Origin of the sequence: Mesorhizobium sp. M0802, from assembly GCF_040320115.1 — a bacterium.
In the GTDB taxonomy this organism is placed as follows: domain Bacteria; phylum Pseudomonadota; class Alphaproteobacteria; order Rhizobiales; family Rhizobiaceae; genus Mesorhizobium.
Genome location: NZ_JAMYOY010000013.1, coordinates 1 through 26959, shown reverse-complemented (window position 1 = coordinate 26959; position 26959 = coordinate 1). Strand labels below are relative to the sequence as shown.

Sequence of the window (26959 nt, the reverse complement as noted above, 5' to 3'; positions counted from 1 at the left end):
ACGTTGGTAATTGGCGAAAGCCGACGTGATGTCTGATCGCCCTCCTTGCGGGGGATGCCCGGCAGGGCAGAGGGGTGCTGTCCCGCCAGCGTCTAATCACCACTCAGCACTGCCAGCGCCTCCAGCACCGCGCCAGATTCCGTCAGCGTACCAAATACCCCGTCCTCCACCGTCACCATATGCAGCGCCGCGTCATGCGCGTATTGGTCGCCACTGGCGCAGGCATCGGCGATGGTCAGGCACTGGAAATTGCGGTCGCAGGCCTCGCGCAGCGTCGTGTGCACGCAGACATCGGTCGTGCAGCCGGAAAAGATCAGATGGGTGATGCCGCGTGCGCGCAGCACAAGCTCCAGATCCGTATAGGTGAAGGCGCTGTTGCAGGTCTTGTCGACGATGATGTCGTGCGGCGCGACGTCGATCTCGGCGACGATCTGAAAGCCCGGGCCGGAGCGCAGCAGCACGTCGGTGCCTTCGAGACCCGCCCGCTTGCGGCGCCATCTCTCGTACGGCGTCATGTCGGCCATGTCGCCGCGATATCCCTGCCTGGTGTAAATGATGGTGAGGCCGGCCGCACGTGCCGCTGATATCAGTCGGTTAACTGTCGGCAGGATGGCGCGCAGCGGCGCGGGGTCATAACCCTTCCTGGCGAAATAGCCGGTCGGCGAAAGGAAATCCTCCTGCAGGTCGATGACCAGCAGCGCGGTGTTTGCTGGCACCAGCCGGCCGTCATAGGGGAAATCGAACGGTATCGCCTTGATCATCGCAGCCTGCCTCAATTGCTGCCCGGTATCGTGGCCCAGCAACCCTGCGGCCGTCCATCCCTCAGTGCGACGACACCAGGTAGACCGATGCCAGGACGATGTGCCGTTGAGACATCGCGCCCACAATCGTTGGCCAAAAAAGCCATCTTGTTTGTTGACTACTAAACTCATGTTTTATAGTCAAGCAGGGGCACTCGGCCGCCTGAATTGTTTCCAGCGGCTGTGCCGCGTTTGAGAGAAGCCAGAATCCGTGGCTGGAGTTTTCGGGGTCGAGATCGGGGTGTTCCCGCATCCCGTCACCGACCAGCCGATCGGTACGTGCAATGACGAAGCGAGGACGAAGCGTGTCCAGAAATGGTTTGTTGGCGGCGCTGGCCGCGGTCATGCTGTCGGCCGGCAGCGCTGCTGCGCAAGAGCAGCCAAACACGCAGCCCAGGGTGACGACGGTGCCCGCTGCAGCTCCCCAGTCGGCGCGAACCGTAGTCGAACAGCCCGCACCGGCTGCGCCTGTCGCGCCGGCTTCGCCAGCTGCCGGGCAGGCGGCGCCGACCGCGCTACGGCCGGCAACCCAGCCCGGTGCATCCGCGCAGGCCGAGCCTTCGGCAATATCGCTGACGCTGCCGCACGATCTGTCGCCCTGGGGCATGTTCATGGCCGCCGACATCATCGTCAAGGCGGTGATGATCGGGTTGGCCTTCGCCTCGCTCGTCACCTGGACGGTGTGGCTGGCCAAATCGCTGGAGATTCTCTTCGGCAAGCTCGGCGCCCGTCGCGCTGCGCGCGCCATCGGCAATGCCGCCACGCTGCGCCAGGCCGGGCGCGCGCTTGGCAACAGTGGCGGCCCCGGTGCGCTTTTGGTGCGGGCGGCCGAGGAAGAGACTGCCCTTTCGGCCGGTGCGCTCGGCCATGTCACCGGCGACGGGCTGAAGGAACGCGTGACGTCGCGCCTGTCGCGCATCGAAGCGGCGGCGGCGCGGCGCATGTCGCGCGGCACCGGCGTGCTGGCGACGATCGGCTCGACGGCGCCCTTCGTGGGCTTGTTCGGCACCGTCTGGGGCATCATGAACGCCTTCATCGGCATCTCGCAGGCGCAGACCACCAACCTCGCGGTCGTCGCGCCCGGCATCGCCGAGGCGCTGCTCGCCACGGCGATGGGCCTGGTCGCGGCCATTCCCGCCGTGGTCATCTACAACGTCTTTGCGCGGTCGATAGCCGGCTACCGGCAGCTCCTTGCCGATGCCTCGGCCGGGGTCGAACGGCTGGTCAGCCGCGATCTCGATTTCCGCACGGTGCCGCAGGCGCCCGCGCTGGCGGCGGAGTGATGGGCCATGGCGGCTAGAATTCGCGAGACTATCGACGGCGATCTCGAGGAAAGCTACGAGATCAACGTGACGCCGTTCATCGACGTCATCCTGGTGCTGCTGATCATCTTCATGGTCGCTGCCCCGTTGGCGACAGTCGACGTCAATGTCGATCTGCCGGGTTCGACCGCGACACCGGCGCCGCGGCCGGAAACGCCGCTGTTCCTGACGCTGAAGGACGATCTGACGCTGGCGATCGGCAATGACAGCGTGCCGCGCCAGGCTTTTGCCTCCGTGCTCGACGGCAGAACCAAGGGCGACAAGCAGACCCGCATCTTCCTGCGTGCCGACAAGGCGGTCGGCTATGGCGAGTTGATGGAGGTGATGAACCTGCTGCGCGGCGCCGGTTATCTGAAGATCGCGCTGGTCGGGCTGGAGAGGGTGCCAGCGGACGCATCCCCGCCGCACCCGGGCGCCGCCCCATGACGCAACTGGCCGCGGCCGTTCCCACCGCCGACCCGCCGGGCGCCGGCGCGCGCGAGATCGGTTTGTGGGCGGCTGCGGCCATTGTCATTGTCGGCGCGCATGTCGCGATCGCCTATGCCGTGCAGAGCTTCAGCCTAGCCAACATGGCCGATGGCGGCCCGCCGGCTGTGGCTATCGAGCTGTCGCCGATGATGGTGGCGCCGGCGGTGCGGGTGGACTCAGCGGCCGACGTGGTGACGCCCGAGCCGCCGAACCAGATCGAGGAGGCGGTTGCCGAACTCAAGCCGGTCGTGGAGCCCGAGCCCGGTCAGCCGGAGCCGGTCACCGAGAAGACGGAAGCGGTTCAACCCGCCGCTCCGATCGAGACGGCAGCGGTCGAGCAGCCCGATCAATCGCCGCCGCTGGATGAGGTGGTGCCCGACATCGTCCCGACCATAGCGCCGGATGTGGTCATTCCGCTGCAGACCAGGCCGGTGGAGACCAAGCCGACGGAGGACAAGCCGGTGGAGGACAAGCCGATCGAGAAGGCGAAGAAGGCTGCCGAAAAACCCAAGCCGAAAGCAAAGAAAGAGAAGAAGGAAAAGGCCGCGCCGGCGAAAGCGGTCGTGACCGCCAGTGTCGATCAAAAGGCAGCGGCGAAGGCGTCGGCGCCGAAGGCTTCGCAATCGAGTGGATCATCAGTCAATGCAAGCAAATGGAACTCCCAGCTGATCGGATGGATCAATCGGCACAAGCGCTACCCGAGCGCGGCAAGGTCTCGGCGCGCCGTGGGTACCGCAAATGTGACCTTCGTCGTCAGCGCTTCGGGCAAGGTGACCTCCGTCCGGCTGACACGATCTTCGGGGGACGCCGATCTCGATCGCGCCGCGCTCGGCATTCTGCAGGGTGCGACGGTGCCCGCGCCACCGCCTGAGAAGGCCGGTACGGCTGTCGTGGCGCCTTTGATGTTCACGCTGCGGAACTAGAAGCAGCCGGACAAGGCCGATCCCATGACCACGTACTTTCCCGCTTGACTGACCCGCCGGACCGAATACGCTAGCGCAAAATACCGGCCTTGGTCGCCGGGCGGCAAATATGCCTCGCATGCCTCGCCCTCCGGCGCTGGCTGCGGGGCATTGTCATTTCTGAGGATCGGTTTGAAACGGCGTATCGAGATCGGCATCCTGTATTCCCGCTCGGGCAGCTACCAGCTGGTCTCCGATGCGTGCCGGATGGGCGCCATGCGCGCCATCGCCGACATCAATGCCGATCGGAGCTATGGCATCGAAGTGGTTCCGGTCGAGCGCGATCCGCAAAGTAATGCCGATCGCTACGCGACTTTGTGCGAGGACATTTTCAGGACCAGCAGCGCGCGCCATGTCGTCGGTTGCGTCACCTCGTGGAGCCGCAAGGAAACCATCCCAGTGCTGGAGAAGGCCGGCGGCATGCTCTGGTATGCCTGCCCCTATGAAGGGTTCGAGGCCAACGAGCATGTCGTCTACATGCACGCCTGCCCCAACCAGCATCTGGTTCCGCTGATGGCGCATGTCGTGCCGCGTTTCGGCGCCAACGGCTTCCTGCTCGGCTCGAACTACATTTGGGGCTGGGAGATGAACCGCGTGGCGCGCGACCTGATCGCGGATGCCGGCGGCAAAGTGCTGGGCGAGCGCTATCTGCGCATCGGCGAGACCGACGTGTCGCGGCTGATCGCCGAGGTCCGGGCGACGCGGCCGAGCTTCATCCTCAACAATCTGATCGGCACCTCATCCTACGCCTTCCTGGCGGCTTACCGCGAGCTGGGCGATGAGGATGCGGCATTCAGGCCGGAAAACTGCCCCGTCATCTCCTGCAACCTCACCGAAGGCGAGTTGCCGGCGATCGGCGAGACAGGGAAAGGGCATCTGTCGGTCGGGCCCTATTTCGCGCCCCGGCCGGCTGCCTTCGCTTCGTCCTTCGAGGCCTCCGCCTATGCCTCGGTGCAGGTGATGGCCGACGTGCTGTCGCGCGACACTGATGCCGGCCCGGCGGAATTTTCCAAAGCCTTCGCCGAGCGACGCTTCTCCACCCGGCTCGGGCCGATCGCCATCGACGCCCACTCCCAGCACGCGACGCTGCCGGTGATCATCGGCCGGATCGCCGATGGCTTCTTCGAGGTCGTCAGCCAGGAGGATGAGGTCGCGCCGGATCCCTATCTGTCGCGCTACGACCCCGCCAAGACATTCGGCCGTCCGCGCCTGAGGGTGGTGTCATGACCCGGACGCGCATCCCCAATCTCGGCGGCGCGCGGGCTTTCATCCTGCATCGCCCGCATCCGACGGTGCAGGCCATCACCAGGCAATTGTCGGCCATCGGCCTGGCTACGATCGACTGCTGGCCGGAATTGCCGCCGGAAGCTCTCGCCGCCGATTTCGTTTTCTTCGATGCCGATCTCGGCTTTGACGAGCAATTCCCGTGGAAGCCGGGCGAGGCGCCGATGCCGCTGGTGGCGCTGATCGGTTCCGAGGCGCCGGGGCGTATCGAATGGGCGCTGTCGCACAAGGCCGATGCGCAGCTGCTGAAGCCGGTCGGCAATGCCGGTGTGTACAGCGCATTGCTGATCGCAAGGCAGAGCTTCGAGGCACGCAAGCATTTAGCCGGCGAGATAGCGTCGCTGCGCCAGCGCGTCGCCGAGCGCCAGACCATTGTGCGCGCGGTGACGGCGCTGTCGAAAGGCAGCGATGACGAGCGTGCCTATGCACAACTGCGATCGCTGGCGATGAGCTGGCAGATCAGCGTCGAGGATGCCGCGCGCAGGATCGTGGCAATGACGGATGAGGAAGGCGGCGATGACCAGTCCCATCGCGCCTGATCTCCCGGTACGCATGCCGGCAAAACCGCGCGCCGGCGTCTGGCGTCGGCTGGTCAAACGCCGCCTGGCGCTGCTCGGGCTGGTCATCGTCGCCATTGTTGTCGCCGGCGCTGTGCTGGCGCCCCGGCTGACCGGCTACGATCCCAACGAGCAGATGTTCGACGGCCTGACCATCGAGGGCTCGCCGCTGCCGCCCAGCGCCCAGTATTGGCTCGGCACCGACCTGCTCGGACGTGACCTCTTGACCCGCATCCTCTACGGCGCCCGCACCTCGCTGATCATCGGCATCGTCGCCAATGGCGTGGCGCTCTTGATCGGCACTTTGGTGGGCGTCACCGCAGGCTATTTCCGCGGCTGGATCGGCAGTGCGCTGATGCGCTTCACCGATCTGATGATGGCGTTCCCGGCGCTGCTGCTCGCCATCTGCCTGGCGGCAGTGTTTCAGCCGAGTCTGTGGATCGTCGCCATGGTCATCGCGCTGGTCAACTGGGTGCAGACGGCGCGTGTCATCTACACCGAGACCTCATCGCTGGCCGAGCGCGAGTTCATCGATGCCGAGCGCAGCATCGGGGCGAGTGCGCCGCGCATCCTATTTCGCCACATCCTGCCGCATCTGCTGCCGACCATCATCGTCTGGGGCACGCTCGGCATCTCGACCACGGTTCTGCTCGAGGCGACGCTTTCCTTCCTCGGCATCGGTGTGCAGCCGCCGACCGCGTCGTGGGGCAACATCATTTTCGAGAACCAGACCTATTTCCAGGCCGCGCCCTGGCTGGTGTTCTTCCCCGGCGCCGCAATCCTCGCGTTGGCGCTGGCCTTCAATCTGATCGGCGACGCGTTGCGCGACATCCTCGATCCGACGCAAAGGGGCCGGGAATAATGGGGGGCCGGTCATGATCGCCTATCTCGGCCGCCGGCTGATCCAGTCGCTGCTCATCCTGCTTGGCGTCTCGCTGATCACTTTTGCGCTGCTCTACCTCTTGCCGGCCGACCCGGTGCGGCAGATCGCCGGCCGCAGTGCCACGCCGCAGACGGTGGAAAACATCCGCCAGCAACTCGGCCTCGACCAGCCTTTCGTGGTCCAGTACTGGCACTATCTGACGAAGCTACTCAGCGGCGATCTCGGCCGCTCCTACATCCAGCGCTCGGAGGTCACCGAACTCATCGTCTCGCGGCTGCCGGCCAGCCTGCTTTTGATGGTCGGCGCCATCCTTTGCGAATTGCTGATCGGGCTCTCGATGGGCCTGATCGCGGCCGTCAAGCGCGGCACCGCCACCGACCAGACGCTGATGGTCGCCTCCTTCGTCGGCGTCTCGGCGCCGCAATTCGTGGTTGGCCTGTTGCTGCTCTACGTCTTTGCCGTGCGGCTAAGCTGGTTTCCGATCGGCGGCTACGGCACATGGCGCCATCTGGTGCTGCCGTCGTTGACCATGGGCGTACTCGGCGCCGGCTGGTATGCGCGCATGATGCGCTCGTCGATGATAGACGTCCTGCGCCAGGATTATGTCCGCACGGCGCGGGCCAAGGGCCTGGCGCGCAGCGCCATCATATTCCGCCACGCACTGCCGAATGCCATCCTGCCGGTCATCGCCATGATCGGCATCGACATCGGCATCTTCATGGGCGGCATCGTCGTCGTCGAAAGCGTGTTCGGCTGGCCCGGCATCGGTCAGCTGGCGTGGCAGGCGATCCAGCGCGTCGACATTCCGATCATCATGGGCGTCACGCTGGTGTCGGCCTTCGCCATCGTGCTCGGCAATCTGCTCGCCGACATCATCGCGCCGTTCATCGATCCCCGCATCAAGCTCAGATGAAAATGAAACAGAGAAAGGGAACACAACAATGAAAAAGTTTCTCGCATCCACAGTCGCGGCATCCGCCTTGGCCCTCATGCTCGGCATGACAAGCGTCCGCGCCGAAGACACGGTCGATCCCAACGCCAAGCAAGGCGGCGCCATCACCATCACCTACAAGGACGATGTTGCGACCCTCGATCCGGCGATCGGCTATGACTGGCAGAACTGGTCGATGATCAAGAGCCTGTTCGATGGGCTGATGGATTACGAGCCGGGCACCACCAATTTGAAGCCCGACCTCGCCGAAAGCTACGAGATTTCGCCCGACGGCCAGACCTTCACCTTCAAGCTGCGCCATGGCGTGAAATTCCACAATGGCCGCGAGATGACGGCCGACGACGTGAAATATTCGCTTGACCGCGTCACCAATCCGAAGACGCAGAGCCCCGGCGCTGGCTTCTTCGGCTCGATCAAGGGCTATGACGATGTCGCCGCCGGCAAGGCCGAAGGCCTTTCCGGCGTCACCGTCGTCGATCCCTACACGGTGAAGTTCGAGCTGACCCGGCCCGACGCCACCTTCCTGCATGTCATGGCCATCAATTTCGCCCATGTCGTGCCGAAGGAAGAGGTCGAGAAATATGGCGCCGATTTCGGCAAGCATCCGGTGGGCACCGGCGCCTTCAAGCTCGCCGAGTGGACACTCGGCCAACGCATCGTCTTCGAGCGCAATGCGGATTACTGGCACAAGGGCCTGCCGCATCTCGACAAGATCACCTTCGAGATCGGCCAGGAACCGATCGTGGCGCTGCTGCGCTTGCAGAAGGGCGAGATCGATGTTCCCGGCGACGGCATTCCGCCGGCCAAGTTCCAGGAGGTGATGGCCGATCCCGAGCAGAAGGCGCGTGTCGTCGAAGGCGGTCAGCTGCACACCGGCTACGTCACCATGAACACCACCATGGCGCCGTTCGACAATGTTAAGGTGCGTCAGGCCGTCAACATGGCGCTCAACAAGGCGCGCATCATCCAGATCATCAACGGCCGCGCCGTGCCGGCCAACCAGCCGCTGCCGCCGTCGATGCCGGGCTACGACAAGGAATACAAAGGTTATCCCTATGACGTAGCCAAGGCCAAGGCGCTGCTGGCCGAGGCCGGTCATCCCGATGGTTTCGACACGCAGCTGTTCGCCATGAACACCGATCCCAACCCGCGCATTGCCCAGGCGATCCAGCAGGACCTGGCGGCCATCGGCATCAAGGCCAGCATCCAGTCGCTGGCGCAGGCCAATGTCATCGCCGCCGGCGGTGACAAGGCCGGCGCGCCGATGATCTGGTCGGGCGGCATGGCCTGGATCGCCGACTTCCCCGATCCGTCGAATTTCTACGGCCCGATCCTCGGCTGCGCCGGCGCGGTGCCGGGCGGCTGGAACTGGTCGTGGTACTGCAATAAGGACCTCGACGCCAAGGCGGCCGAGGCGGATTCTGTGGTCGACCCGGCAAAGGCCGGCGAACGCGACAAGATGTGGAGCGCCATCTACGACAAGGTGATGGAAGACGCGCCCTGGGCGCCGGTCTTCAACGAACAGCGCTTCACCATGAAATCCGCCCGAATGGGCGGCGCCGACAACCTCTATGTCGACCCGGTCCATATCCCGATCAACTATGACAATGTGTACGTAAAAGATGTGCAATAGCTGCGACTACACCATCCATGGGCGCCATCACCATTTCGGCTGGGACAATTCCTTTATCCCGGCCGAGCGGGTGGCGCCCGGCGCGACCATCGAGTTCCAGTGCCTCGATGCCGCCGGCGGCCAGCTGAACGCCGACAGCACGGTCGCCGAAATCGTCAAGCTCGACTTCGCCGGGGTCAACCCGGTGACCGGGCCGATCTTCGTCGAGGGCGCCGAGCCGGGTGACGCGCTCAAGGTGACGATCGAGATGTTCAAACCGTCCGGCTTCGGTTGGACGGCGAACATTCCCGGTTTCGGCCTGCTCGCCGACGACTTCACGGAACCGGCGCTGAACATCTGGAAATACGATGCAGCCGCGCTCGAACCGGCGCTGTTCGGGAAAAACGCGCGCGTGCCACTGAAGCCGTTCGCCGGCACCATCGGCAATGCGCCGGCTGAGATGGGGCTTCACTCGGTGGTGCCGCCACGGCGGGTCGGCGGCAATCTCGACATCCGCGATCTCGCTGCCGGCACGACGCTCTATCTGCCGGTTGAGGTGGCCGGCGCGCTGTTCTCGGTCGGCGATACGCACGCCGCACAAGGCGATGGCGAGGTCTGCGGCACGGCGATCGAGAGCCCGATGGACGTCGTGCTCAAGCTCGACCTTGTCAAGGACGCCAGGCTGAAGACGCCGCGCTTCACCACGCCGGGCCCGGTGACGCGCCATCTCGACGCCAAGGGTTACGAGGTGACGACGGGGATTGGGCCGGATCTGATGGCGGGCGCGAAGGAGGCGGTGGCGCAGATGGTCGATCTGCTCGCTGGGCGTTACCAGATCGATCCGGTCGAGGCCTATATGCTGGCCTCGGTGTGCGGGGACCTGCGCATCAGCGAGATCGTCGACATGCCGAACTGGGTGGTGTCGTTCTATTTTCCGCGTTGCGTGTTTGAATGACGGTACGTCGGCGCCGCACCCCCACCCCGCTGCTTCGCAGCGACCCTCCCCACAAGGGGGAGGGTAAAGCGCTGCCACCCTACCTCCCCCTTGTGGGGAGGTCGGACCGGAGGTCCGGGTGGGGGGCAGCGCCAAGGTTTGTGCGAATGGTGCGACGGAACCAATCCGTCGCAGGGCTCCACCCACAATGACCCTCGCCGACACCCCCGTCCTCTCCATCGCCAACCTCTCCGTCAGCGTGCGCGGCGAGGACGGCGAGCGCGATGTCGTCTCCAACCTGTCGCTGACGCTGGCGCGCGGCGAGACGCTCTGCATTGCCGGCGAATCCGGCTCCGGCAAGTCGATGACCGCGCTGGCGATCATGCAGCTTTTGCCGCAGCCGGCGGCGCGCATATCGTCAGGCATGATCCGTCTTCGGGATGGGAATCGGGGCGACACCGACCTAGCAACCCTCGACGAACGCCAGATGCGGCGCATTCGCGGCGACCGCATCGCCATGATTTTCCAGGAACCGATGACCTCGCTCAATCCGGTGCTGTCGATCGGCCGGCAACTGACCGAATCCATCGAAGCGCATACCAGCCTGTCGGCGGCGCAAGCCCGCCAGCGCGCCGTCGAGTCGTTGAAGGCGGTGCGCATTTCGGAGGCCGAAAGCCGGCTAAAGCAGTTTCCGCACGAACTCTCCGGCGGCATGCGCCAGCGGGTGATGATCGCCATGGCGCTGGCGCTCGAGCCCGACGTGCTGATCGCCGACGAACCGACGACGGCGCTCGACGTCACCGTGCAAGGCGAAGTGCTGGAGCTGTTGCGCGACCTGCAGCGCCAGCATGGCACCAGCGTCATCCTGATCACCCACGATATGGGCGTGGTTGCCGAAATGGCCGACCGGGTCATCGTCATGCGCGACGGCCGCATGGTCGAAGAAGGCACGACATCGGATATTTATGCCCAGCCGCAGGCCGACTATACGCGCGAACTGCTGGCTGCCGTGCCGCGCATCGGCAGTGGCGTCGGTCGACAGAAATCCAGGGATGCGATTGACGTCTTGAAACCGGCCAATGTCGCCGAGGTCAACGACCTGCATGTCCGCTTCGATCTGCGTGGCGGCATCTTTGGCCAGGTCACCCGCCGCGTCCACGCCGTCGAGGGCGTCAGCTTCTCGATCGCGCCCAACGAAACGCTTGCTCTGGTCGGCGAATCCGGCTGCGGCAAGTCGACGACCGCCAAGGCGCTGGCCGGACTGGCGCCGTATAGCGGCGACATCGTCATTGGCGGGCGCAATCTCTCCGGTCTTGGCCGCGACGAACGCAAGGCGGTGCGCCGTGACGTCCAGATGATTTTCCAGGATCCCTTTGCCTCGCTCGATCCGCGCATGCGCGTCGGCGACCTCGTTGCCGAGCCGCTGGTGATCCATGGCATCGCCTCCAAGGACGAGCGCCGGGAACGGGTGGCGGCGCTGTTCGAGCGTGTCGGCCTGTCGGCCGAACAGATGGAGCTTTACCCGCACGAATTCTCCGGTGGCCAGCGCCAGCGCGTCTGCATCGCCCGAGCGCTGGCGCTACGACCAAAACTGATCATCGCTGACGAAAGCGTCTCCGCGCTCGACGTCTCGGTGCAGGCGCGTGTGCTCGATTTGCTGAAGGAATTGCAGCGCGAATTCGGCGTCGCCTATCTCTTCATCTCGCACGACATGGCGGTGGTCGAGAACATTTCCGACCGCGTTGCCGTCATGTATCTCGGCCAGATCGTCGAGATGGGCACGCGCGACCAGGTGTTTTCCAACCCGCGCCATCCCTATACGAGGCGGCTGATCGAAGCGGTGCCGGTGCCCGATCCGGCCCAGCGCAGAAGCCGCTTCGCCCGCCTCGACCAGGAGATACCGAGCGCCACCCGCAGGATCGGCGAGGCGCCGCTGAAGCTGGCTCTGAACGATGTCGGCAACGGCCATCTGGTTGCTGCAGAAAGCTGAGCCGCACTGGCTGGCGATTGCAGCTTTACCTTGTTAAGCACAACCAGGACTTGTCATCTCGGGTTTACCACGCCTTAGGTAGATGACGGCCACTATACGGTCGGCGTTCTTGCCCTGGGGGAAACAGTGCTCAAGGCGGTTCTGCAGCTGCTGCCGGGTCGGTTCATGGATGTGCGCATGCGCGTATCCGCCGACTACGAGACGCGTGTCGTGGAGCGGCCCGGGCGCTGGATGAAGGCGGCCGAGCTGGAGCAGTTGAGCAGCGATCTGCGGCTGGTGGCGTCGAAGACGCTGAAAGTCGGCAGCCTGACCTACGGTGTGTTTTCCGGTGACCGCAGCCGGCTGGAACATTCCATCATCACCATCGTCTATCGCCGCAGCGACGGGCGGCCGATCGCCTTCAACGCGCTGGCGCTGATGGAGATTTCGCTGGCCGGCAACCCCTATGAAGTCTTGCACCTCGGTCTGGTCATGATCGATCCGGACGAGCGCAGCCGCGGTCTCAGCTGGATCCTCTACGGCCTGACCTGCTTCCTGATGTTTTTGCGCAACCAGTTCAGGCCGATCTGGATCTCCAACGTCAGCCAGGTGCCGGCCGTCGTCGGCATGGTCGCGGAGGCGTTCAGCAATGTGTTTCCCGGACCGCATGCCGGCGCGCGGCGCTCGCTGACCCATGTGCTTCTGGCGCGGCAGATCATGGCGCGGCACCGCCATGTCTTCGGCGTCGGCCCCGAAGCGGGTTTCGACGAAGAGCGTTTCGTCATCACCAATGCCTATACGGGCGGCTCGGACGATCTGAAGAAAACCTTCGACGAGACGGCCAAGCACCGCGAGGAGACCTTTAACGAGTTCTGCCGCAAGGAACTCGACTACGGGCGCGGCGACGATGTGCTGCAGATCGGCCAGATGAGTTTCCAGTCGGCGCGCACCTATCTCGCCGACACCGTTCCGCGCGGCTCGCTTGCCGCCCTTGCGGTAGCAGGTGCGGCGGCCACGCTGCAGCGGCTGGTTTTGCCGGTGGTTCACTGGGCCGATAGCACCCGCCAATGGAATGTGCTGAGACCATGGACACGCTGATGGCTTCATTCGTGGCGTCTCGGTTTATCCGCAAGCTGACGGCAGCCGGCCGATGATGAACCTCGACGGCACGCTCGTCGCCGACACCATCACCTCGCTGGCGGCGCTGGTTGGCCTGCTTGTCGTGATATCGATCATAGGCGGGCGCGACACGGGCGATCCGCTGTCGCAGCGCTTTCTATTCGGCCTCAAGGTGCTGGCAGTGCTGCTTGCCTGCCGCATCCTCGACTGGACCACGGGTCTTGCCTTTTTCCGCTTCGTCACCATCACGGCGGCGGGTCTGCTGCCGCTGGCCGCACTGCTGCTGACCGAAGGCCTGCTGCGCCGGCACGCGCCGTTCGCTCTCAAATTGTTCGCCGCCGGCGGTGCCCTGCTGTTCTTCGTTCTGGCGCCGATCCCGGAACGCTTTGCCGAGCCATGGCGGATGGCGGTACTACTTGCCTTCCAGTTCGGAGGTTTTCTCGCCATCGGCTGGCTGGTGATGACGCGCGATCGCGACAGCCTGTCGGCGGCCGAAAACCGCACGGTCGAGCGCATGGCGCTGTCGCTGCTGTTGATCATTCCGTTCATGGTCACCGACTACCGGCCCGGCCTGTTCGAAGTGCCGGTTCGGCTTGGCGGCATCGCCATCCTGTTCCTGTGTTGGCTGACGATCGGCCTTGGACGCGCGAGCCTCGGCCATCGCGACACGATCGGCGCCTTTACCGTGATTACGCTGAGCTCGGTTTTCGCCGGGCTGGCGCTGGGCGGCATCGACGATCTCGGCTGGCGCGGCAGTGTGCAGGGCGTGGTGATCGTGCTGTCGGCGACGCTGCTGGCAGTCATCTACAATGACAGCGTCAGCCTCACCGCGGAGAAGCGCCGCGACTCGTTGCTGAAGCATATGGCCGAGGGCGACCTCACCGATTCGGCGCGCTTCCTGCGCGGCCTGCAGAGCCATATTCTTGTCGACGGTGCGCTGATCCTGCCGGCAGCCGACCTCGGTGATTTCGACCTGAAGGTGCTGGCCCGTGCACTAGAGCAGGAGCCCGTGCGCTCGCTCGCCGATACGCAGCCGGGGGCGCCAGTCGACCAGGATATACGCGAGCAGCTGGCCTGGCTGTTCGAGAAATTTGAGGCGACCCATGTGCTGCTGGCGACGCTCGAGCCGTTGACCGTGGTGGCGCTCAACATGCCGGCGCTGGCATCGTCGCCGGGCGTGGAAATGGAGTTGCGGGCAGTCCAGCGCATGGCGATGCTGATCTCGCAGCGGCATGCGAAGGGTTGATCATACTGAACGGGCCGGCTCTTGCGTCGGCCCGTTGCCGTAGCCGGGTCAGGCGGCCTTGGTCTTCAAGGCCTCTTCGTCGCGCACCATTTTTGTCACGGCGGCGAAGTCGAGCTTGCCGGAGCCAAGGACCGGTACCTTTGAGACCACCCGCACTTCGGCCGGGACCATCAGGTCCATGGCGCCGTTGGCCTTGGCGTAGGCGAGGAATTCCGCTCGTGTGGCGCCGGATGCCTCAGTGATGAGGATCAGCTTTTCGCCCTTGCGCGCGTCGGGCACCGTGGCGACCGCCGACAGCGAGCCCTTCCACAATTCGCCGGCCAGCGCTTCGACAGCGGCGAGCGAGATCATCTCGCCGCCGATCTTGGCGAAGCGCTTGGCGCGGCCGCGAATGGTGATGAAGCCGCCTTCGTCGATAGCGACGACGTCGCCCGTATCATGCCAGCCGTCCTCCAGCGGTTCGAGCACGCCGGGCTTCTCGGCCCGGAGATAACCGGCCATGACATTGGGGCCGCGCACGAACAGCCGGCCGCCTTCGTCGACGCCGGGGACCGGATCGAGGCGGTATTCCATGCCGGGCATGATCTTGCCGACGGTTCCAGAGCGATTGTACATCGGCGTGTTGATGGAGATCACCGGCGCCGTCTCGGTGACGCCGTAGCCCTCGAGTATGCGGACGCCGAACTTCTCCATATAGGTCATGCGCGTCGCTGTCTTGACCGGCTCCGCGCCGGCAAAACAATAGCGTATCGAGCGGAAGTCGTAGGGGTGCGCGGTGCGGGCATAGCCGGAGAGGAAGGTGTCGGTGCCGAAGATGATCGTCGCGTTCGAGCCGTAGATCAGTTCCGGCACGAGGCGGTAGTGCAGCGGCGAGGGGTAGAAATAGACCGGCACGCCGGAGATCAACGGCAGCACCGTGCCCGCGGTCATGCCGAAGGAGTGGAAGATCGGCAGCACGTTGAACACCTTGTCGCCCGAATGGAAGTCGATACGCGACGCCGCCTGGGCGGCGTTGGCCAGGATGTTGCGGTGGGTCAGAACGACGCCCTTCGGCGTGCCTTCCGAACCCGAGGTGAACAAGATCACCGCCGCATCGCCGGGCTTGCGTTTCGCGCGCGGCGTCGACTTGCGCAGCAAGCCGAGCAGCTTATCCTTGAGACTGATGGCCTTTCTGAGATCGTCGAGCCACACGATGTCGACCGAGCGACCGAGTTCCTCGACTACAGCGCCGAGCTTTGCCTGTTCGACGAACGCGCGGGACGTCAGCACGGTGCGGACTTCGGCGGCCTTGCAGGCGGACAGAATATTGGCAGCACCTGCGGTGAAGTTCATCATCGCCGGAACCTTGCCGGCGGACATGACGCCGAGCAGCGTCGCGCAAGAGCCGTTGGCGTTGGGCAGCATGATGCCCAGCGTCTGCTGGTCGGCATAAAGGTTCTGGAACTTCTCACCAAGCACGGCGGCAGCCGTGAGCAGCTTGCTGTAGCTGAGAGAACCGGTGACCGGATCCTGAACTGCGAGCTGATTCATGCCGCGTTCGTTCGCCGTCTCGATGATCTTTTCCAGTACGGTCTTGTCGATGTCCTGGGTGCGGAAAACGAGATCCGACATCACCTGGTAGAGCGCGGAACCCGCCGCGGCGCGGCGCTTGCGGCCCTTCAGCTCTTGCGGCACCTCGAGCTTGACCGGTTCCAGAATGGTCACCTTGACCTTCGGGAACAGGCGGCGGCGCACATGCTGCGAGCTCAACCGCGAGAAGTAGGTCTTCTCCAGCCCGTCGATGCGCACCGGCACAACCATCGAGCCGGTCTTGTCGGCAACCATGGCGGCGCCGTCATAGACCTTCATCAGGCCGCCGGTCACCGTGATGCGTCCCTCCGGGAAGATCACCAGCGGATCGCCGCCCTGCACGATCTTGATCAGCGTGCGGGTCGACATCGGCTTGGCCGGGTTGAGCGGCAAAGCGCGGGCAAGTTTCATGAACGGCTTCATCCACCAGGCCTGGGCAATGGTGTAGTCGATGGCGAAGACCGGCTCCTCATCGGTCAGCGTCAAGGCGAGCGGACCGTCGAGGAAGCTGACATGGTTGAGCGCCAGGATCGGCGCCTTGCCGGCCGCCTTGAGGTTTTCCATACCCTCGACTTCGAGGCGCAGGAAAGCGCGGAACAGGATGGAGACGAAGTCACGGAAGGGGTTCGTCGGCAAATATTTCAGCATCAGCCAGGCGGCAATCGCATTGGCCGCGACGAGGCCGAACAGGATGCCGCCGGTCGAGACCTTCGTCTGGATCAGGGCCATGATGATGCCGCCGCCAGTCATGAAGCCGGCATTGACGATACTGACGGCGGCGACGACCCGGGCGCGCCGCGCTTCGGGCGACCAGGCCTGCACGGCGGCGAAGGTCGGCACCACCAGGAAAGCGGCTGCAATGGCCATGCCGGCGAGGTCGATGGCGACGCGGATCGTGTTTGGGCCGGCGAAGAATGCGCCAAGGGTTTCCGCCTGGGGCGACGGCGTCATGCCGGAGATGGTCCAGGCGAGATGCAGGCCGAACAGGGCGAGCAGCGCCGTGCCGACCGGTGCCGGCAACAGCACGATGCGGCCCTGCGACATCCAGGCGGCGATGGCCGAACCGATGGCGATCGAGACGGCGAACACGGCGAGGTAGACGGTGACGGCCATTTCGTTGCCGCCGAGCGAATCCTTGATCAGCACCGGCAGGAGCGAGAGCACGATGGCGCCGATCAGCCAGAACCAAGACGTCATCAGGCCGGCGCGCCAGATGCGCGTGTCGGTGCGCAATTCGGTGACCTGGCGCCAGGTCGAGCGGAAGATGTTCTTGTCGATGACAAGGTCGGGCGCCGCCGAACCGGTGGACGGGATATAGCGGCTGACGAGCCAGCAACCGACGGCGAGCGCCATCATGATCGGTCCGAACACCGCGACGCCGATACCATCGGCGGAAACGACGCCGCCGGCTATGGTGCCGCCGAGAATCGCGGCAAACGTGGCTGACTCGATCCAGGCGTTGGCCTTGGGCAGTTCCTTGCGTTCGAGGTGATCGGGCAGGATTCCGTATTTGATCGGTCCGAACAGCGCCGAGATAACGCCGAACATCAACAGCGCCGTCATCAGCACGGGAATGGACGACAGGGCGATGCCGACGACGGAGACACCCGCCGCCGCGATCTCGGCGAATTTCAGACGCTTGGCTATGAGAGCCTTGTCGAAGCGGTCGGCGAGCTCGCCGCCGAGCGCCGACAGGAGCAGGAAGGGGGCCATGAAGACGGCGCCCGCCAAGGTGACCAGTGATGCCGCCTGGTCCGCCGCCAGCGTGAACAGAATAAGGAACACCAGCGTGTTCTTGAGGAAATTATCGTTGAAGGCGGACAGGAACTGCGTCCAGAACAAGGGCGCAAAGCGCCTGGACGTCATCAGATGAGCTGTCGGTCGGTTGATCGGGGCGATTTCCATAGCGGCGACTTCCATTGGGCAAGACCGATTAAAATCCTGGCTGGATTGATCAGCGGTCTTGCGCGTTGAGCCTTGTTTAGCGGGAACCCGGTTACACTTCGTTACTGCGGCTGACTTCCATCAGCAACTTCTCGGTCTTGGCGTCTTCCAGCCGGTTGATGAAGCGGCTTGCCTCTTCCGAGTCGCGCAGCGTCTTGGTGATGGTGATCGAGGTGTGCACGAGCATGATGGCGGCCATCGCATAAAACCCCTTGGCGGCGAAGCTCGCCTCCATGAAGTAGATGCCGCCGGCCATCATCGTGGCGGCAACGGCGAAACTGGCCATGGTGAAGGTCTTCCAGGCGCTTGAGTCCTTGGGGGAATAGGTGTTCGGGGTCATCGATATGGTCCTTTCGTTTCAAGGTTAGGTTGGTTGGGCGTGGGTCTGTTTCAGGCTGGATACAATCAGGCCGGATACAATCAGACTGGATAACAATCAGGCCGGGTACGATCAGGCCGGCTTGGTCATGGTCTTCGTGAGCCGTTCGAGCACGGCGTCGGCGCTGCTTCTCAGCGGCGCGCCGCAGCCGGCGGCCGCAAGCTTCTCTGAGACCGCGGCAGGATCGCCCGACTGTTCCATCTCGGCCATGGCGGCCGCGGTGGCGTCGATCTGCTTTTGCCTGGTGCGCAGGCGCAGCAGCGTCTCCTCGGCGTCCCTGAGCGCCGACAGGCTGGAGCCGGGCGCGCTTTCTCGCAGGCGCTGGGTCGAGTCGACCGCGGCAACGATGCGCTGGCCGCGCTGCAATTCGCGCAGGCGCATTTCGGAGACGCGGATAATCCGCTTGAGACGCTCGATCTCGGTGCCGAAGCTTTTCTGCGCCTCGGCGGAGGCGTCGCGTTCGGCTTCCAGCATGGCGATGGTTTCGGCGGCTTCGCGGGCCAGTTCATTCTGTCCCTGCTCGATCGCGGCGATCGTGCGCTTCTCCAAATCGTCGATGCGGAGGACAAGCTTCTTGTACTGCGCGACTTCCTGTTCATTCTGGGCGATGGCAATTGCAACCGCCCGGCGGGCGGCCGCGATAGCGTCGGCGCAATCGCGGATCTGCTGGCGCAGGATTATCAGCGCGTTGCGGTCGACGACCGCCTCGGCGGCTTCGTAGCTTCGGCCGCGAACGAGAGCAAAAAACTGTTTCAACATTTCCGTTTCTCCTCTATGAACGTTGTTCACGACCCAATGTAGCACACCGTGAACGGCGTTCAAGGATAAAATGAACGTTGTTCATGACTTGCGCATAAGAGAAGGTTAATGACCGCAAAACGGGACGCCAAACGCGAGGACCTCAAAGGCAGGCTGATCGAGGCCGCGCAAGCGCGCATCCAGTCCTCGGGGCTCGCCGGTCTGCGTGCGCGCGACATCACGGCCGATGCCGGCTGCGCGCTGGGCGCGCTCTACACCGCCTTCGCCGACCTGGACGAGCTCATCCTGCACGTCAACTCGATCACGCTGGCAAGACTTGGGGCGGCGTTGGAACAGGAGGCGACCGGCGCGGCCGAGCCAAGGGCCAAGCTGAGGGCTCTGGCCAAAGCCTATCTCTCTTTCGCGCGCGACAATCGCATGGCGTGGAAGGCGCTGTTCGAGCATCGCATGGCGCCAGGCGTGGCGGTGCCCGGATGGCATCTGGCCGAACATGCCGTGCTGATCCAGCATCTCGTCGAGCCGCTGGCGGCGCTGCTCCCGGCGGCGGCAACGCCGGAGCTTTTGGCCCGCGCGCGCACGCTGTTCTCCGCCGTGCATGGGATCGTCGCCATCTCGCTCGAAGACCGTTTCATTGGCCTGGCGTCCACCGATCTCGAAAGTGAGCTGCTGGGTTTCGTCGGCACGCTGGTGAGCGGACTGGAGACGGAAAGGGAATGAACTGCTGCGATCGGCTCTTGCCTCACGGCACTCTGCCCTTATGAAGATCGTGGCGCGAACTGCCGGTTGATCCAGGCCGGCTGAGACTGTTGGGGGATACCCGGTGACAATCGATCAGAACCGTCGGTTTCGACCCGAAATACAAGGGTTGCGCGGACTGGCCGTCGCTCTGGTCGTCGTCTTTCACCTGTGGCCCCATGCTCTTCCCGGCGGATATATCGGCGTCGACGTCTTTTTCGTCATCTCTGGCTATCTGATCACCGGGCTGCTGGCGCAGATGGCGCTGCGCGACGGTCGCGTCTCGCTGATCGAATTCTATTCGCGACGAATCCGCCGGCTCCTGCCAGCAGCGATCCTGGTTCTATTGGTGACGCTGCTCGGTACGCTGCTGTTCATTTCCAAGGCGCGCTGGGAGGAAACGGCCAACCAGATCCTGGCCAGCGCGCTCTATGTCGAGAACTGGCGTCTGGCCCACGAGGCAGTCAGCTATCTCGACGCCGACAATCTGCCGACGCCGGTGCAGCATTACTGGTCGCTTTCCATAGAAGAGCAGTTCTACATCGTCTGGCCGGTGCTCATGATCGGCGTGATCTGGCTGGCGCGGCGATGGCATCTCTCCTTGCGACGATGCTTGGCGACGACATTGTCGCTCGTTTTCCTGGCATCGCTGGCCGCCTCGGTCATCCTGACGAAAACGGATTCGGCACAGGCCTATTTCGTCAGCCATACACGCCTGTGGGAATTGGCGTTGGGCGGCCTGCTGGTGCTTGGCGAGCACCGGTTCCGCCTGGGCGCGGGTGCAAGCCGGGTGATGGCGCTTGCCGGCACCGCCGGCATCCTTGCCTCCGCTCTTCTGTTTTCAGCGGCGACACCGTTCCCTGGCCTCAGTGCGTTGCTGCCAACCCTGGCCACCGTGCTCATCATCCTGGCTGGCGAAGGCCAAGCCGGTCGGTTTCGTGGGCTCGATTTGTGGCCGCTTCGGTTCATCGGCGATAGGTCCTATTCGATCTATCTCTGGCATTGGCCGTTGATCACATTCTTCCTGGGACAGGGCTTTTCGCTGACCTTTGCCAGTGGTGCCGGCCTGATTGCGGTGACCGTGGTCCTGTCGGACCTGTCTTATCGCTATGTCGAACAACCCTGCCGGCAATCCCGGGGTGCCTGGTGGAAGCCGCTGGGGTACGGCACCATCGCTGTCCTGGCATGCGTGGCGGCATCGGAGGGGCTGCTGCATTTCGTGACGACGCAACGCACCGACATTACGCTGATCGGCACGCCGGCCTATCCCGGGCCTGCCGCCTTGCTGACCGGCGCCGCGGTTCCGGACGATGTTGACCTCCTGCCGCCGCTGGCCAGGCTAAGGCGGGATGTGTCGAGGTTGTTCTCGGCGGGATGTCAGCAGAACCTCAAAGGCGCAAAACCGGTGGGATGCGTGCTGGGCGACCCCGCCGGCCCGAAAACCATCGTCCTCGTTGGCGATTCCCACGCTGCCCAATGGGGTCCAGCCTTGAACAAGATCGCCAGGGACCGCAAATTCAAACTGGTTTCTTTCTCGAAATCCGCCTGCGCATTCGCGCGTGCGCCTACCAAGTCGGACGGCAAACCGTATCCATCTTGCTACGAGTGGAGGGAGAAAGTGCTGGCTGAGGTTTTAAAGCTCAGGCCGCTCGCCGTCATCACCAGCCAGTCCAACGCCGGATCGGTTCCGGATGACCTGATGATCGAGGGGCTGCGCAATGTCTGGAGCGAACTGACCGAGGCAGGTTCGCAGATCATCGTCATCCGCAACACGCCCTTGATGCGATTCGAACCCGGCGATTGCCTGAGCGCCACGCCCGCAAAATGCTCCACCAAAAGAAGCGACGCCGAGCTCAACAACCTGTTGGCGCTTGCCGCGGAGGGTCAGAAAAACGTGCGCGTCGTCGATATGACTGACGCTTTGTGCGGACCGGAACTATGCCCGGCGGTCGTCGGCAATATGATCGTCTGGCGCGACACCGGTCATTTGACGGCCACCTATTCGCTTGCGCTCGCGCCTTATCTCGCCCCCAGGCTCGGCCTGTGATGCGATTCCCAAAGCGAAAGGGCCTCGCGCTTTCCCAAGTTGCTCCAGCAGGCACAGAGTCCAGATATTTTCGGGACGAGCAAAGAAATGGAAATTCCGCTGGTGGAGCTGAGGAGGATCGAACTCCTGACCTCGTCATTGCGAACGACGCGCTCTCCCAGCTGAGCTACAGCCCCGTCCAGCGGATGGCGCATTTATCGAAGGCTGCGGTTTCCTGTCAAGGCGGGGTTTTGCCGAAATCCCTTGTGCCCGATGCTTGTAGGCGACCGGCCCTTGCCGGTTTCGCGCTCAATGGCTACATGTCGGCAACAATCGGAGACCGGCATGCTCGCCCTCATTCAAACAATCGTCATGGCGCTGGACCTGTACTGGTGGGTCATCATCGCCTCGGCGATCTTTTCCTGGCTCTATGCGTTCAACGTCGTCAACTCGCGCAATCAGTTCGTCGGCAGCATCGGCAACCTGCTCTACCGGCTGACCGAGCCGGCGCTGCGTCCAATCCGTCGGTTCATGCCCGACCTTGGCGGCGTCGACATCTCGCCGATCATCCTGCTTCTGCTCCTGTTCTTTCTCAGGCAGCTCATTCTCACCACGATAGCGCCGCTGGTCCTGTGAACCTGACGGCGGCATGAGCGCGCCATTCCGCTTGCGCGCCGACGGCATCGACCTGTTTATCCGGCTGACGCCGAAGTCTTCCGTGGACAGGCTCGGAGGCGTGGAGACGATGGCCGACGGGCGCAGCCATTTGAAGGCGCGCGTGCGCGCCGTGCCGGAGAATGGCGCGGCCAATCAAGCATTGCAAAGACTTGTCGCCAAGGCGCTGGGAGTTCCCGCATCGGCGGTGTCGGTCGTTGCTGGCGCTACCGCTCGCTTGAAGACGCTACGCGTGAATGGCGATCCGGCGGCGCTGGTGACGAGCATCAAAGCGCTCGGCCGTTAGTCCTCAATCCCCCAGCGGCAACTTTGGATCGTCGACCTTCAGCGTGTTCACGCTCTGCTTGATGCGGCGCAGGTTTTCCAGAACCCTTGGTCCGCGCGTCTCGGCCACCGAGGTGACGATAATGTCGACGATCGAAAGCAGCGCATAGCGCGACGAGGTCGGCTTGTAGATGTTGCCGTCCTCCAGCGACTGGAACTGGATGACGGTATCGGCGGCCTTGGCCAGCGCTGATTCCGGCGGGGTTACGGCGATGGTGGTGGCGCCATATTGCTGGGCCACCTGCACGGCGTCGATCACCGAGCGCGCATAGCCGGACACCGAGAACGCGATCAGCGTCGTCTCCGATGTGGCGACCGCGGCATACATGCGCTGCAATTGCCCGTCGATCTGCGCCAGCACCGGCACGCCGAGCCTAAACAGCCGGTTCTGCATCTCGGTCGCCATCATCGAGGAAATGCCGCCGGAGCCGATGCACAGCACATTGCCCGAACTGACGATGCGCGCGGCCACGCCCACCAGCGTCTTCATGTCGAGGTTTTCGCTGGCGCGCTGGATGGCGGCGATTGCCGCTTCGGTGATGGCCGACGCAATGCGCTGCTCGCGCGCGTCCCGGTTCAGCGGTTCGGGCGATAGATACTGGCCGCCAATGGCGATCGCCTGCGCCAGGTAGAATTTGAAATCGCGCAGACCCTCGCAGCCGAGATTGCGGCAGAAACGGGTGACCGTCGGCTCGCTGACGCCGACGCGCGCGGCAATTTCCGAGATTGCCGCCTTGGAGGCAAAGTCGAGATCTGTGAGCACGAGACCGGCCAGGCGGCGGTCCGATTTGGTGCCGTCCTGCGACATCAGCTGCAGGCGCGTGATGATGTCGGCCGGCGTTTTCATTTCTGGGTTGTCGTCTTCATCGTGGTATTTTCGTTTTCATGCCGGCGCTCATAGCGGCAGGCCTGTCGCCGTGTCGAACAGATGGATGTTGCCCGGCGCTACCGAGACCGGCAGCAGTTCACCCGGCTTGACCTGGATCCGGTCGCGGAACACGGCGCGCACCGTGTCGGCACCGATCGCACCATAGACATGGGTTTCCGAGCCGGTCGGCTCGACGACATCGACCTTGATCGCCATCGCGTCGACAGCCTCGCCGATGACGAAGTGTTCGGGCCGTATGCCGGCCTCGACCGTGCTGCCAGCCGGCACCGTCTTGCTGCCGAGCGCCAGTCGCCCTCCGCCGGCCGATTCGAACCAGCTTTTCTCGGGCGTCGTCTTCAGGGCGCCGGAGACAAAACTCATCGACGGCGAGCCGATGAAGGAGGCGACGAATTTGTTGGCGGGACGGTCGTAGAGTTCCAGCGGTGCGCCGACCTGCTGGATCTTGCCGCGGTCCATCACCACGATGCGGTCGGCCATGGTCATGGCCTCGATCTGGTCGTGGGTGACATAGACGATGGTCGATTTCAGCCGCTGGTGCAGCGCCTTGATCTCGGTGCGCATCTGCACGCGCAGTTGCGCGTCGAGATTGCTGAGCGGCTCGTCGAACAGGAACACCGAGGGTTCGCGCACGATGGCGCGGCCCATTGCGACGCGCTGGCGCTGGCCGCCCGACAGTTCCCGGGGATAGCGGTCGAGATAGGAGAACAGGTTGAGGACGCCAGAGGCCTTTTTCACCTTGGCGTCGATTGCCGTGCGGCTTTCGCCGCGGATCTTTGGGCCAAAGCCGATGTTGTCGGCCGCTTTCAGGTGCGGAAACAGCGCATAGGACTGGAAGACCATCGCGATGTTACGCTGCTGTGGCGGCAAATCGTTGGCGCGCACGCCGCCGATCAAGAGGTCGCCTGAGGTGATCGGCTCCAGCCCGGCCAGCATGCGCAGCAAGGTCGACTTGCCGCAGCCGGAAGGGCCGACCAGCACGACGAACTCGCCGCTCTTGATGTCGAGGCTGATGTTTTCGAGGATCTTATGGCGTCCGAAAGATTTCGACAGGTCGCGGAACTCGACATCGGTCATGGTCAGGCTCCCAATATGTCGTCGATGAAGGGCAGGAAGCCGGCGGTCAGTCCGGCGTCGACCGGCACCACCGCGCCGGTTATCCCCGATGCGCGATCCGAAACAAGGAAGGCCACCGCTTCGGCCACTTCCGTGGCGTCGACGATGCGGCCGAGCGGATAGAGCCGCTTGAGCTTGCCGAGAACATCCGGGTTCTTGGCCAGCCGATGGTCCCATGCGGCGGTGCGGATCGAGCCGGGGCAGACGACATTGGCGCGCAGCCCGTTGCGGCCGAGTTCCACAGCGATCGCTTTGGCATAGGCATTGATGCCGGCCTTGGCTGCGGCATAGGCCGGGTTGCCGAAGTGGGCGATGGCGTTGACGGAAGAGATGAAGACGACGCTGCCCGAACCGCGCGCGGCCATTGCCTTGATCAGCGGATCGGCGAACAGCATCACCCCGGTCAGATTGAGGTCGAGTTCATGCGTGATCTTGTCGGGGGTCAGCGCTGCAAGAGTCTCGGCGCGCGTCCAGCCGGCATTGTTGATCAGGATGTCGGGCACGCCGTCTTTCTCGAGGATCGCCGTGATCGCGGCATCGGTGGAGATCCGGTCGAGAAGGTCGAAGACGTGGCGCGACGCCAGATGCGGACTGCCGAGCTGGTCTTGCGACTGGTCGCAGCCGACGACGCGCGCGCCTCGTTCGGCCAGCAGCGCCACAATAGCCGAGCCGAGCCCGCCGCCGGCGCCGGTCACCAGCACGGTCTTGCCTGCGAATTCGGCCGTTGAAACCACGCTGCGCGCCTCCCTGGGATCTACGATAATCGGAAAACGCTATTTTAAGAAATGTAATTAAGCAACAGGATAATCCGCTTGCACAGCGCGAAATCATGGATAATGTAGGAAAGTCACATAAAGCCGTGGCCGCCTCAAAGCCGCAAGAGTGCAGACGCAATCAAATGGGAGAGATCGAATGAAGCTTGCAAAATGGACTGTCGGCGTGATGGCCGGAATGAGCCTGCTCGCCCTGGCCGCGCAGGCAGATGCCGGCGAGGTGCGCGTAACCGTCGCCGAATACAGCGCCAAGACCGGCCCGTATTTCGAAGCGGTGAAAAAGGAATTCGAGGCAGCCAACCCGGGTATCACCGTCAAGTTCGAAGTTGTGCCGTGGGACGTGCTGCTGCAGAAGCTGACCACCGACATCACGGCCGGTACCAATGCCGACCTGTCGATCATCGGCACCCGCTGGCTGATCGATTTCGTCCAGCAGGATGTCGCCGAGCCGCTCGACGCCTACATCAAGCCAGACTTCAAGGACCGCTTCATCGACACCTTCCTGTCGCCGTCGATCATGGAGGGCAAGACCTATGGCCTGCCGATCGCGGCCTCGGCGCGCGCCATGTACTACAACAAGGAATTGTTCGAGAAGGCCGGAATCGCCAACCCGCCGGCAACCTGGACCGAGTTGCAGGAGGATGCGCGCAAGATCAAGGCACTGGGCACCGGCACGTTCGGCTTCGGCCTGCAGGGCAAGGAGATCGAGACCGACGTCTATTATTATTATGCGATGTGGTCGCAAGGCACCGAGATTCTCAACAAGGATGGCACGTCGGGCCTCGGCACGCCGGGCGCGCTCGAAGCCGCCAAGCTCTACAAGTCGATGATCGACGAAGGCCTGACGGAACCCGGCGTCACCTCCAACAACCGCGAGGACGTCCAGAACCTGTTCAAGCAGGGCAAGGTCGGCATGATGATCACCGCGCCCTTCCTGTCCAACCAGATCAAGGACGAGGCGCCGAACCTGAAATACGGCGTGGCCGCTATCCCCGCCGGACCGACCGGCGCGCGCGGCACGTACGGCGTCACCGATTCCATCATCATGTTCAAGAATTCCAAGAACAAGGATGAGGCCTGGAAGCTGCTCGACTTCCTGTTCACCACCGAACAGCGCGCCAAGTTCACGCAAGGGGAAGGCTTCCTGCCGGTGAACAAGGAAGAGGCCAAGATGGACTATTACGTCAACAATGCCGATCTGGCAGCGTTCACCGCGCTGCTGCCCGACGCCCGCTTTGCGCCGGTCATCCCCGGCTGGGAAGAAGTCGCCCAGATCACCTCGGATGCCATGCAGAAGATCTATCTCGGCGGCGACCCCGAGGCAGGCTTGAAGGAAGCGGCTGCCAAGGCCAACGCCGTGATCAAGAAATAGGGCGTATCTCCCTGCGCCCGGGGCGCCCCAGAGATCGGGGCGCGCCACACTTTCCTCTCCCTCCGGAGGGGGGAGAGGTGGCTCGGCGAAGCCGAGACGGAGTGGGGGAACCACCTGGCAACCGCCGCGATGGACATAGGAAGGGCAATAGGGGCAAACATCACCTCGCCTTGCGCCCCAAGGGTCGACATCCACTCCGTCGACCCCCCCCCCCCCCCCCCACGAGAGACGCCCCAACACCCCCCCCCCCCCCCGCGGGCGGGGGGCGGCAGCACCCGCCCCCCGGGGGGAGG

The 26959-nt window shown here is 64.0% G+C and carries 24 protein-coding genes and 1 tRNA gene; 17 read left to right on the top strand and 8 right to left on the bottom strand.

The features are described 5' to 3' along the window. Positions 1-92: 92 nt before the first annotated feature. Positions 93-761, bottom strand: a complete 669-nt coding sequence (locus NKI10_RS18580) for a cysteine hydrolase family protein (protein WP_352861355.1) — start codon at positions 759-761, stop codon at positions 93-95. Between the two features lie 344 nt (positions 762-1105). On the opposite strand from NKI10_RS18580, the gene exbB reads away from it, so the two are divergent. The 12 genes from exbB (at position 1106) to NKI10_RS18520 (ending at position 14108) form a co-directional block, all read left to right on the top strand. Continuing rightward, positions 1106-2083, top strand: coding sequence for a tonB-system energizer ExbB (gene exbB / locus NKI10_RS18575; protein ID WP_023737952.1), 978 nt, complete (start codon positions 1106-1108; stop codon positions 2081-2083). 6 nt (positions 2084-2089) lie between these two features. Further along, positions 2090-2548 carry a TonB system transport protein ExbD gene (gene exbD / locus NKI10_RS18570; RefSeq protein WP_023747352.1) on the top strand — a complete coding sequence of 153 codons (459 nt, stop codon included), beginning with the start codon at positions 2090-2092 and terminating at the stop codon, positions 2546-2548. Beyond that, positions 2545-3513 carry an energy transducer TonB gene (locus NKI10_RS18565; RefSeq protein WP_352861352.1) on the top strand — a complete coding sequence of 323 codons (969 nt, stop codon included), beginning with the start codon at positions 2545-2547 and terminating at the stop codon, positions 3511-3513. Before exbD ends, NKI10_RS18565 begins: the two co-directional genes overlap by 4 nt. Positions 3514-3684: 171 nt before the next feature. Beyond that, positions 3685-4779, top strand: a complete 1095-nt coding sequence (locus tag NKI10_RS18560; protein ID WP_023732923.1) for a transporter substrate-binding protein — start codon at positions 3685-3687, stop codon at positions 4777-4779. Continuing rightward, positions 4776-5375: an ANTAR domain-containing response regulator gene (locus tag NKI10_RS18555; RefSeq protein ID WP_023715884.1), complete on the top strand. Its 600-nt coding sequence runs from the start codon at positions 4776-4778 to the stop codon at positions 5373-5375. The genes NKI10_RS18560 and NKI10_RS18555 overlap by 4 nt, the downstream gene beginning before the upstream one ends. Further along, entirely contained in the window at positions 5353-6255 is a 903-nt protein-coding gene (locus NKI10_RS18550) for an ABC transporter permease (protein ID WP_023693235.1), read from the top strand. Before NKI10_RS18555 ends, NKI10_RS18550 begins: the two co-directional genes overlap by 23 nt. 13 nt (positions 6256-6268) lie before the next feature. Next, positions 6269-7189, top strand: a complete 921-nt coding sequence (locus NKI10_RS18545) for an ABC transporter permease (protein WP_023698726.1) — start codon at positions 6269-6271, stop codon at positions 7187-7189. A 76-nt stretch (positions 7190-7265) separates the two neighbouring features. Then, positions 7266-8861, top strand: coding sequence for an ABC transporter substrate-binding protein (locus NKI10_RS18540; protein WP_444849001.1), 1596 nt, complete (start codon positions 7266-7268; stop codon positions 8859-8861). Then, on the top strand, positions 8851-9795 hold the full coding sequence (locus NKI10_RS18535; RefSeq protein ID WP_023747348.1) for an acetamidase/formamidase family protein: 945 nt from the start codon (positions 8851-8853) through the stop codon (positions 9793-9795). Before NKI10_RS18540 ends, NKI10_RS18535 begins: the two co-directional genes overlap by 11 nt. Before the next feature lie 187 nt (positions 9796-9982). Then, the gene (locus NKI10_RS18530) at positions 9983-11764 is read left to right on the top strand and encodes an ABC transporter ATP-binding protein (protein ID WP_352861348.1); all 1782 of its coding nucleotides are present in this window, start codon (positions 9983-9985) and stop codon (positions 11762-11764) included. 126 nt (positions 11765-11890) lie between these two features. Continuing rightward, positions 11891-12841, top strand: coding sequence for a hypothetical protein (locus NKI10_RS18525; protein ID WP_352861346.1), 951 nt, complete (start codon positions 11891-11893; stop codon positions 12839-12841). Between the two features lie 52 nt (positions 12842-12893). Further along, entirely contained in the window at positions 12894-14108 is a 1215-nt protein-coding gene (locus NKI10_RS18520; protein ID WP_352861344.1) for a hypothetical protein, read from the top strand. Between the two features lie 48 nt (positions 14109-14156). On the opposite strand, the gene NKI10_RS18515 is transcribed toward NKI10_RS18520, so the two are convergent. The 3 genes from NKI10_RS18515 to NKI10_RS18505 form a co-directional block, all read right to left on the bottom strand. Beyond that, positions 14157-17582 carry an acyl-[ACP]--phospholipid O-acyltransferase gene (locus tag NKI10_RS18515; RefSeq protein WP_352861342.1) on the bottom strand — a complete coding sequence of 1142 codons (3426 nt, stop codon included), beginning with the start codon at positions 17580-17582 and terminating at the stop codon, positions 14157-14159. Between the two features lie 91 nt (positions 17583-17673). Beyond that, positions 17674-17961 (bottom strand): YiaA/YiaB family inner membrane protein, encoded by a 288-nt coding sequence (locus NKI10_RS18510; protein ID WP_023668598.1) that lies wholly within the window; start codon positions 17959-17961, stop codon positions 17674-17676. Between the two features lie 111 nt (positions 17962-18072). After that, complete coding sequence (locus tag NKI10_RS18505; RefSeq protein WP_023745372.1) at positions 18073-18759, bottom strand: PspA/IM30 family protein; 687 nt, start codon at positions 18757-18759, stop codon at positions 18073-18075. Between the two features lie 108 nt (positions 18760-18867). On the opposite strand from NKI10_RS18505, the gene NKI10_RS18500 reads away from it, so the two are divergent. Continuing rightward, entirely contained in the window at positions 18868-19476 is a 609-nt protein-coding gene (locus NKI10_RS18500; protein ID WP_023698731.1) for a TetR/AcrR family transcriptional regulator, read from the top strand. Positions 19477-19579: 103 nt separating this feature from the next. Continuing rightward, complete coding sequence (locus NKI10_RS18495; protein ID WP_352861339.1) at positions 19580-21541, top strand: acyltransferase family protein; 1962 nt, start codon at positions 19580-19582, stop codon at positions 21539-21541. 100 nt (positions 21542-21641) lie between these two features. Here NKI10_RS18495 and NKI10_RS18490 read toward each other — a convergent pair. Next, positions 21642-21717 (bottom strand) — tRNA-Ala (locus NKI10_RS18490). Positions 21718-21865: 148 nt separating this feature from the next. On the opposite strand from NKI10_RS18490, the gene NKI10_RS18485 reads away from it, so the two are divergent. Both NKI10_RS18485 and NKI10_RS18480 read left to right on the top strand, forming a co-directional pair. Continuing rightward, positions 21866-22156, top strand: a complete 291-nt coding sequence (locus NKI10_RS18485; protein WP_352861337.1) for a YggT family protein — start codon at positions 21866-21868, stop codon at positions 22154-22156. A 13-nt stretch (positions 22157-22169) separates the two neighbouring features. Then, a complete protein-coding gene (locus tag NKI10_RS18480) occupies positions 22170-22481 on the top strand; it encodes a DUF167 family protein (RefSeq protein WP_023698733.1) in 312 nt (103 codons plus the stop codon). Between the two features lie 3 nt (positions 22482-22484). Here NKI10_RS18480 and NKI10_RS18475 read toward each other — a convergent pair whose 3' ends face one another. Genes NKI10_RS18475 through NKI10_RS18465 form a run of 3 tightly spaced genes read right to left on the bottom strand, consistent with a single transcriptional unit; the run spans position 22485 to position 25255 of the window. Beyond that, entirely contained in the window at positions 22485-23366 is an 882-nt protein-coding gene (locus NKI10_RS18475) for a MurR/RpiR family transcriptional regulator (RefSeq protein WP_352861335.1), read from the bottom strand. Positions 23367-23414: 48 nt separating this feature from the next. Next, positions 23415-24482, bottom strand: a complete 1068-nt coding sequence (locus tag NKI10_RS18470; RefSeq protein WP_352861333.1) for an ABC transporter ATP-binding protein — start codon at positions 24480-24482, stop codon at positions 23415-23417. 2 nt (positions 24483-24484) lie between these two features. Further along, entirely contained in the window at positions 24485-25255 is a 771-nt protein-coding gene (locus NKI10_RS18465; protein WP_352861331.1) for an SDR family oxidoreductase, read from the bottom strand. A gap of 178 nt (positions 25256-25433) precedes the next feature. Here NKI10_RS18465 and NKI10_RS18460 point away from each other — a divergent pair, with 178 nt between their 5' ends. Next, entirely contained in the window at positions 25434-26666 is a 1233-nt protein-coding gene (locus NKI10_RS18460; protein ID WP_023736814.1) for an ABC transporter substrate-binding protein, read from the top strand. Positions 26667-26959 lie beyond the last annotated feature (293 nt).

What these genes read in the sequence shown, in the direction of transcription:
- NKI10_RS18530 (WP_352861348.1), top strand. Translation starts at nt 9,983, where the DNA reads ATGACCCTCGCCGACACCCCCGTCCTCTCCATCGCCAACCTCTCCGTC.
- NKI10_RS18520 (WP_352861344.1), top strand. Translation starts at nt 12,894, where the DNA reads ATGATGAACCTCGACGGCACGCTCGTCGCCGACACCATCACCTCGCTG.
- NKI10_RS18545 (WP_023698726.1), top strand. Translation starts at nt 6,269, where the DNA reads ATGATCGCCTATCTCGGCCGCCGGCTGATCCAGTCGCTGCTCATCCTG.
- exbD (WP_023747352.1), top strand. Translation starts at nt 2,090, where the DNA reads ATGGCGGCTAGAATTCGCGAGACTATCGACGGCGATCTCGAGGAAAGC.
- NKI10_RS18535 (WP_023747348.1), top strand. Translation starts at nt 8,851, where the DNA reads ATGTGCAATAGCTGCGACTACACCATCCATGGGCGCCATCACCATTTC.
- NKI10_RS18550 (WP_023693235.1), top strand. Translation starts at nt 5,353, where the DNA reads ATGACCAGTCCCATCGCGCCTGATCTCCCGGTACGCATGCCGGCAAAA.
- NKI10_RS18460 (WP_023736814.1), top strand. Translation starts at nt 25,434, where the DNA reads ATGAAGCTTGCAAAATGGACTGTCGGCGTGATGGCCGGAATGAGCCTG.
- NKI10_RS18540 (WP_444849001.1), top strand. Translation starts at nt 7,266, where the DNA reads ATGCTCGGCATGACAAGCGTCCGCGCCGAAGACACGGTCGATCCCAAC.
- NKI10_RS18470 (WP_352861333.1), bottom strand. Translation starts at nt 24,482, where the DNA reads ATGACCGATGTCGAGTTCCGCGACCTGTCGAAATCTTTCGGACGCCAT.
- NKI10_RS18480 (WP_023698733.1), top strand. Translation starts at nt 22,170, where the DNA reads ATGAGCGCGCCATTCCGCTTGCGCGCCGACGGCATCGACCTGTTTATC.
- NKI10_RS18500 (WP_023698731.1), top strand. Translation starts at nt 18,868, where the DNA reads ATGACCGCAAAACGGGACGCCAAACGCGAGGACCTCAAAGGCAGGCTG.
- NKI10_RS18475 (WP_352861335.1), bottom strand. Translation starts at nt 23,366, where the DNA reads ATGAAAACGCCGGCCGACATCATCACGCGCCTGCAGCTGATGTCGCAG.
- NKI10_RS18505 (WP_023745372.1), bottom strand. Translation starts at nt 18,759, where the DNA reads ATGTTGAAACAGTTTTTTGCTCTCGTTCGCGGCCGAAGCTACGAAGCC.
- NKI10_RS18515 (WP_352861342.1), bottom strand. Translation starts at nt 17,582, where the DNA reads ATGGAAATCGCCCCGATCAACCGACCGACAGCTCATCTGATGACGTCC.
- NKI10_RS18565 (WP_352861352.1), top strand. Translation starts at nt 2,545, where the DNA reads ATGACGCAACTGGCCGCGGCCGTTCCCACCGCCGACCCGCCGGGCGCC.
- NKI10_RS18580 (WP_352861355.1), bottom strand. Translation starts at nt 761, where the DNA reads ATGATCAAGGCGATACCGTTCGATTTCCCCTATGACGGCCGGCTGGTG.
- NKI10_RS18485 (WP_352861337.1), top strand. Translation starts at nt 21,866, where the DNA reads ATGCTCGCCCTCATTCAAACAATCGTCATGGCGCTGGACCTGTACTGG.
- NKI10_RS18555 (WP_023715884.1), top strand. Translation starts at nt 4,776, where the DNA reads ATGACCCGGACGCGCATCCCCAATCTCGGCGGCGCGCGGGCTTTCATC.
- NKI10_RS18510 (WP_023668598.1), bottom strand. Translation starts at nt 17,961, where the DNA reads ATGACCCCGAACACCTATTCCCCCAAGGACTCAAGCGCCTGGAAGACC.